Raw genomic sequence first — 5,367 nt, forward strand, 5'->3', positions numbered from 1 at the left:
AAGTAATCAAGAGTCTCACACGAAGTATTAAGAGGAAGGTTTTTGTCTTAGGACAATAATCATCGTCAGTACGTTGAGTGAGCGACCGGTTTCTAACGGAACCGAAAACAGTAACAGGGTTTGAACTGAAGAGTTTGATCCTGGCTCAGATTGAACGCTGGCGGCATGCCTTACACATGCAAGTCGAACGGCAGCACGGGGGCAACCCTGGTGGCGAGTGGCGAACGGGTGAGTAATACATCGGAACGTGTCCTGTAGTGGGGGATAGCCCGGCGAAAGCCGGATTAATACCGCATACGATCTACGGAGGAAAGCGGGGGATCTTCGGACCTCGCGCTGCAGGGGCGGCCGATGGCAGATTAGCTAGTTGGTGGGGTAAAGGCCTACCAAGGCGACGATCTGTAGCTGGTCTGAGAGGACGACCAGCCACACTGGGACTGAGACACGGCCCAGACTCCTACGGGAGGCAGCAGTGGGGAATTTTGGACAATGGGGGCAACCCTGATCCAGCAATGCCGCGTGTGTGAAGAAGGCCTTCGGGTTGTAAAGCACTTTTGTCCGGAAAGAAAACCGCCGCCCTAATATGGTGGTGGGATGACGGTACCGGAAGAATAAGCACCGGCTAACTACGTGCCAGCAGCCGCGGTAATACGTAGGGTGCGAGCGTTAATCGGAATTACTGGGCGTAAAGCGTGCGCAGGCGGTCTGTTAAGACCGATGTGAAATCCCCGGGCTTAACCTGGGAACTGCATTGGTGACTGGCAGGCTAGAGTGTGGCAGAGGGAGGTAGAATTCCACGTGTAGCAGTGAAATGCGTAGAGATGTGGAGGAATACCGATGGCGAAGGCAGCCTCCTGGGCCAACACTGACGCTCATGCACGAAAGCGTGGGGAGCAAACAGGATTAGATACCCTGGTAGTCCACGCCCTAAACGATGTCAACTAGTTGTTGGGGATTCATTTCCTTAGTAACGTAGCTAACGCGTGAAGTTGACCGCCTGGGGAGTACGGTCGCAAGATTAAAACTCAAAGGAATTGACGGGGACCCGCACAAGCGGTGGATGATGTGGATTAATTCGATGCAACGCGAAAAACCTTACCTACCCTTGACATGGTCGGAATCCTGCTGAGAGGCGGGAGTGCTCGAAAGAGAACCGGCGCACAGGTGCTGCATGGCTGTCGTCAGCTCGTGTCGTGAGATGTTGGGTTAAGTCCCGCAACGAGCGCAACCCTTGTCCTTAGTTGCTACGCAAGAGCACTCTAAGGAGACTGCCGGTGACAAACCGGAGGAAGGTGGGGATGACGTCAAGTCCTCATGGCCCTTATGGGTAGGGCTTCACACGTCATACAATGGTCGGAACAGAGGGTTGCCAAGCCGCGAGGTGGAGCCAATCCCAGAAAACCGATCGTAGTCCGGATCGCAGTCTGCAACTCGACTGCGTGAAGCTGGAATCGCTAGTAATCGCGGATCAGCATGCCGCGGTGAATACGTTCCCGGGTCTTGTACACACCGCCCGTCACACCATGGGAGTGGGTTTTACCAGAAGTGGCTAGTCTAACCGCAAGGAGGACGGTCACCACGGTAGGATTCATGACTGGGGTGAAGTCGTAACAAGGTAGCCGTATCGGAAGGTGCGGCTGGATCACCTCCTTTCTCGAGCTTCGCACACAAGATTAAGCGCTCACGCTTATCGGCTGTCAGAAAGACAGGCTAAGGGTCTGTAGCTCAGTCGGTTAGAGCACCGTCTTGATAAGGCGGGGGTCGTTGGTTCGAATCCAACCAGACCCACCACCCGAAGGCGTGCTGATGAGAGACAGACTCGAAGTCAGGCCTTACATGGGGGATTAGCTCAGCTGGGAGAGCACCTGCTTTGCAAGCAGGGGGTCGTCGGTTCGATCCCGTCATCCTCCACCAATCCTCAATGCACAGCGTTCGGAATGAGCGCTGCGCATTGGCGATTGAAAGCCAGTTGATGTCGCAAGCAGGGAAGTGCGCTTGTCGGCTAAACGTTCTTTAACAATCTGGAAGAAGTAGTAAAGAGAATCTTGAAAGCACTTAGAGATGGGTGTGAGTAGAAGATTCAGGGTAGTGATTGTATCGAGTATGAAAAGGTAATCGAAAGATTGCTTTGGAATACGGCACAACGCGAATACTCAGCCTATGACGGAGGTGTCGACAGACACACTCGTTATAGGGTCAAGCGAACAAGTGCATGTGGTGGATGCCTTGGCGATCACAGGCGATGAAGGACGCGGTAGCCTGCGAAAAGCTTCGGGGAGCTGGCAAACGAGCATTGATCCGAAGATGTCCGAATGGGGAAACCCGGCCCGTATGGGTCATCCTGGAGTGAATACATAGCTCCAGTGAAGCGAACGCGGTGAACTGAAACATCTAAGTAACCGCAGGAAAAGAAATCAACCGAGATTCCCAAAGTAGTGGCGAGCGAAATGGGATCAGCCTGTACTCTTTATCTGTGTTGTTAGCTGAACGCTCTGGAAAGTGCGGCCATAGCAGGTGATAGCCCTGTAAGCGAAAACAGCGTGGAAGAACTAGGGGTACGACAAGTAGGGCGGGACACGTGAAATCCTGTCTGAAGATGGGGGGACCATCCTCCAAGGCTAAATACTCGTGATCGACCGATAGTGAACCAGTACCGTGAGGGAAAGGCGAAAAGAACCCCGGGAGGGGAGTGAAATAGATCCTGAAACCGCATGCATACAAACAGTCGGAGCCTCGTAAGGGGTGACGGCGTACCTTTTGTATAATGGGTCAGCGACTTACGTTCAGTAGCGAGCTTAACTGATTAAGGCAGGCGTAGCGAAAGCGAGTCCGAATAGGGCGATCAGTTGCTGGGCGTAGACCCGAAACCAAGTGATCTATCCATGGCCAGGTTGAAGGTGCGGTAACACGTACTGGAGGACCGAACCCACTAACGTTGAAAAGTTAGGGGATGAGCTGTGGATAGGGGTGAAAGGCTAAACAAACTTGGAAATAGCTGGTTCTCTCCGAAAACTATTTAGGTAGTGCCTCGTGTATCACCTTCGGGGGTAGAGCACTGTCATGGTTGTGGGGTCCATTGCGGATTACTACGCCATAGCAAACTCCGAATACCGAAGAGTGCAATCACGGGAGACAGACATCGGGTGCTAACGTCCGGTGTCAAGAGGGAAACAACCCAGACCGCCAGCTAAGGTCCCAAAGATTGGCTAAGTGGGAAACGAAGTGGGAAGGCTAAAACAGTCAGGAGGTTGGCTTAGAAGCAGCCACCCTTTAAAGAAAGCGTAATAGCTCACTGATCGAGTCGTCCTGCGCGGAAGATGTAACGGGGCTCAAGCCAGTCACCGAAGCTGCGGATGCGAGTTTTACTCGCATGGTAGGAGAGCGTTCCGTAAGCCTGCGAAGGTGCGTTGAAAAGCGTGCTGGAGGTATCGGAAGTGCGAATGCTGACATGAGTAGCGATAAAGGGGGTGAAAAGCCCCCTCGCCGTAAGCCCAAGGTTTCCTACGCAACGTTCATCGGCGTAGGGTGAGTCGGCCCCTAAGGCGAGGCAGAAATGCGTAGCTGATGGGAAGCAGGTCAATATTCCTGCACCATTGTTAGATGCGATGGGGGGACGGATCGCGGAAGGTTGTCCGGGTGTTGGACGTCCCGGTCGCTGCATTGGAGAAGGTGCTCAGGCAAATCCGGGCACAGGATTCAAGGGTGTGGCGCGAGTGACTTCGGTCACGAAGCAATTGGAAGTGGTTCCAAGAAAAGCCTCTAAGCTTCAGTCTAACGATGACCGTACCGCAAACCGACACAGGTGGGCGAGATGAGTATTCTAAGGCGCTTGAGAGAACTCGGGAGAAGGAACTCGGCAAATTGGTACCGTAACTTCGGGATAAGGTACGCCTCTGTAGCTTGACTGGCCTGCGCCAGGAGGGTGAAGAGGTTGCAATAAACTGGTGGCTGCGACTGTTTAATAAAAACACAGCACTCTGCAAACACGAAAGTGGACGTATAGGGTGTGACGCCTGCCCGGTGCCGGAAGATTAAATGATGGGGTGCAAGCTCTTGATTGAAGTCCCGGTAAACGGCGGCCGTAACTATAACGGTCCTAAGGTAGCGAAATTCCTTGTCGGGTAAGTTCCGACCTGCACGAATGGCGTAACGATGGCCACACTGTCTCCTCCCGAGACTCAGCGAAGTTGAAGTGTTTGTGATGATGCAATCTCCCCGCGGCTAGACGGAAAGACCCCATGAACCTTTACTGTAGCTTTGCATTGGACTTTGAACCGATCTGTGTAGGATAGGTGGGAGGCTATGAAGCCAGGACGCTAGTCTTGGTGGAGCCGTCCTTGAAATACCACCCTGGTTTGTTTGAGGTTCTAACCTTGGTCCGTGATCCGGATCGGGGACAGTGCATGGTAGGCAGTTTGACTGGGGCGGTCTCCTCCCAAAGTGTAACGGAGGAGTACGAAGGTACGCTAGGTACGGTCGGAAATCGTGCTGATAGTGCAATGGCATAAGCGTGCTTAACTGCGAGACCGACAAGTCGAGCAGGTGCGAAAGCAGGTCATAGTGATCCGGTGGTTCTGTATGGAAGGGCCATCGCTCAACGGATAAAAGGTACTCTGGGGATAACAGGCTGATACCGCCCAAGAGTTCATATCGACGGCGGTGTTTGGCACCTCGATGTCGGCTCATCTCATCCTGGGGCTGTAGCCGGTCCCAAGGGTATGGCTGTTCGCCATTTAAAGAGGTACGTGAGCTGGGTTTAAAACGTCGTGAGACAGTTTGGTCCCTATCTGCCGTGGGCGTTGGATATTTGAAGGGGGCTGCTCCTAGTACGAGAGGACCGGAGTGGACGAACCTCTGGTGTACCGGTTGTCACGCCAGTGGCATCGCCGGGTAGCTATGTTCGGAAGAGATAACCGCTGAAAGCATCTAAGCGGGAAACTCGCCTTAAGATGAGATATCCCCGGGGCTTCGAGCCCCTTGAAGGGTCGTTCCAGACCAGGACGTTGATAGGTCAGGTGTGTAAGTGCAGTAATGCATTGAGCTAACTGATACTAATTGCCCGTAAGGCTTGATCCTATAACCGGTGTGTTTGTGCTCCATCGGTTGAGTCACGCGACTGTGCCCAAAGACAGTCACTACCCAAAACTACTTCTTCCCAGATTGGTTGTGCCGCCCCCAACGCGACACAACAACAAGTCATGCCTGATGACCATAGCGAGTCGGTCCCACCCCTTCCCATCCCGAACAGGACCGTGAAACGACTCCACGCCGATGATAGTGCGGATTGCCCGTGTGAAAGTAGGTAATCGTCAGGCTCCTCATGCCGCAAACAAAAACCCCACCCCGAAAAGGTGGGGTTTTTGCGTT

2 tRNA genes and 3 rRNA genes are annotated in these 5,367 nt (G+C 53.4%); all 5 read left to right on the forward strand.

The features are described from left to right. The first annotated feature begins 122 nt into the window (after positions 1-122). The 5 genes from NCR39_RS29435 to rrf all read left to right on the forward strand — a co-directional run bounded on the left by NCR39_RS29435 (position 123) and on the right by rrf (position 5,315). Positions 123-1,653: ribosomal RNA gene (locus NCR39_RS29435) — 16S ribosomal RNA — on the forward strand. A 61-nt stretch (positions 1,654-1,714) separates the two neighbouring features. Beyond that, positions 1,715-1,791 (forward strand) — tRNA-Ile (locus tag NCR39_RS29440). Between the two features lie 47 nt (positions 1,792-1,838). Further along, a tRNA-Ala gene (locus NCR39_RS29445) sits at positions 1,839-1,914 on the forward strand. A 280-nt stretch (positions 1,915-2,194) separates the two neighbouring features. Next, positions 2,195-5,076: ribosomal RNA gene (locus NCR39_RS29450) — 23S ribosomal RNA — on the forward strand. A gap of 125 nt (positions 5,077-5,201) precedes the next feature. Next, positions 5,202-5,315, forward strand: a 5S ribosomal RNA gene (gene rrf / locus NCR39_RS29455). The 16S, 23S and 5S rRNA genes sit together here with 2 tRNA genes alongside, the layout of an rRNA operon. Positions 5,316-5,367: the final 52 nt, after the last annotated feature.

This window comes from Caballeronia sp. ATUFL_M2_KS44, from assembly GCF_023630965.1.
GTDB lineage: Bacteria > Pseudomonadota > Gammaproteobacteria > Burkholderiales > Burkholderiaceae > Caballeronia > Caballeronia concitans.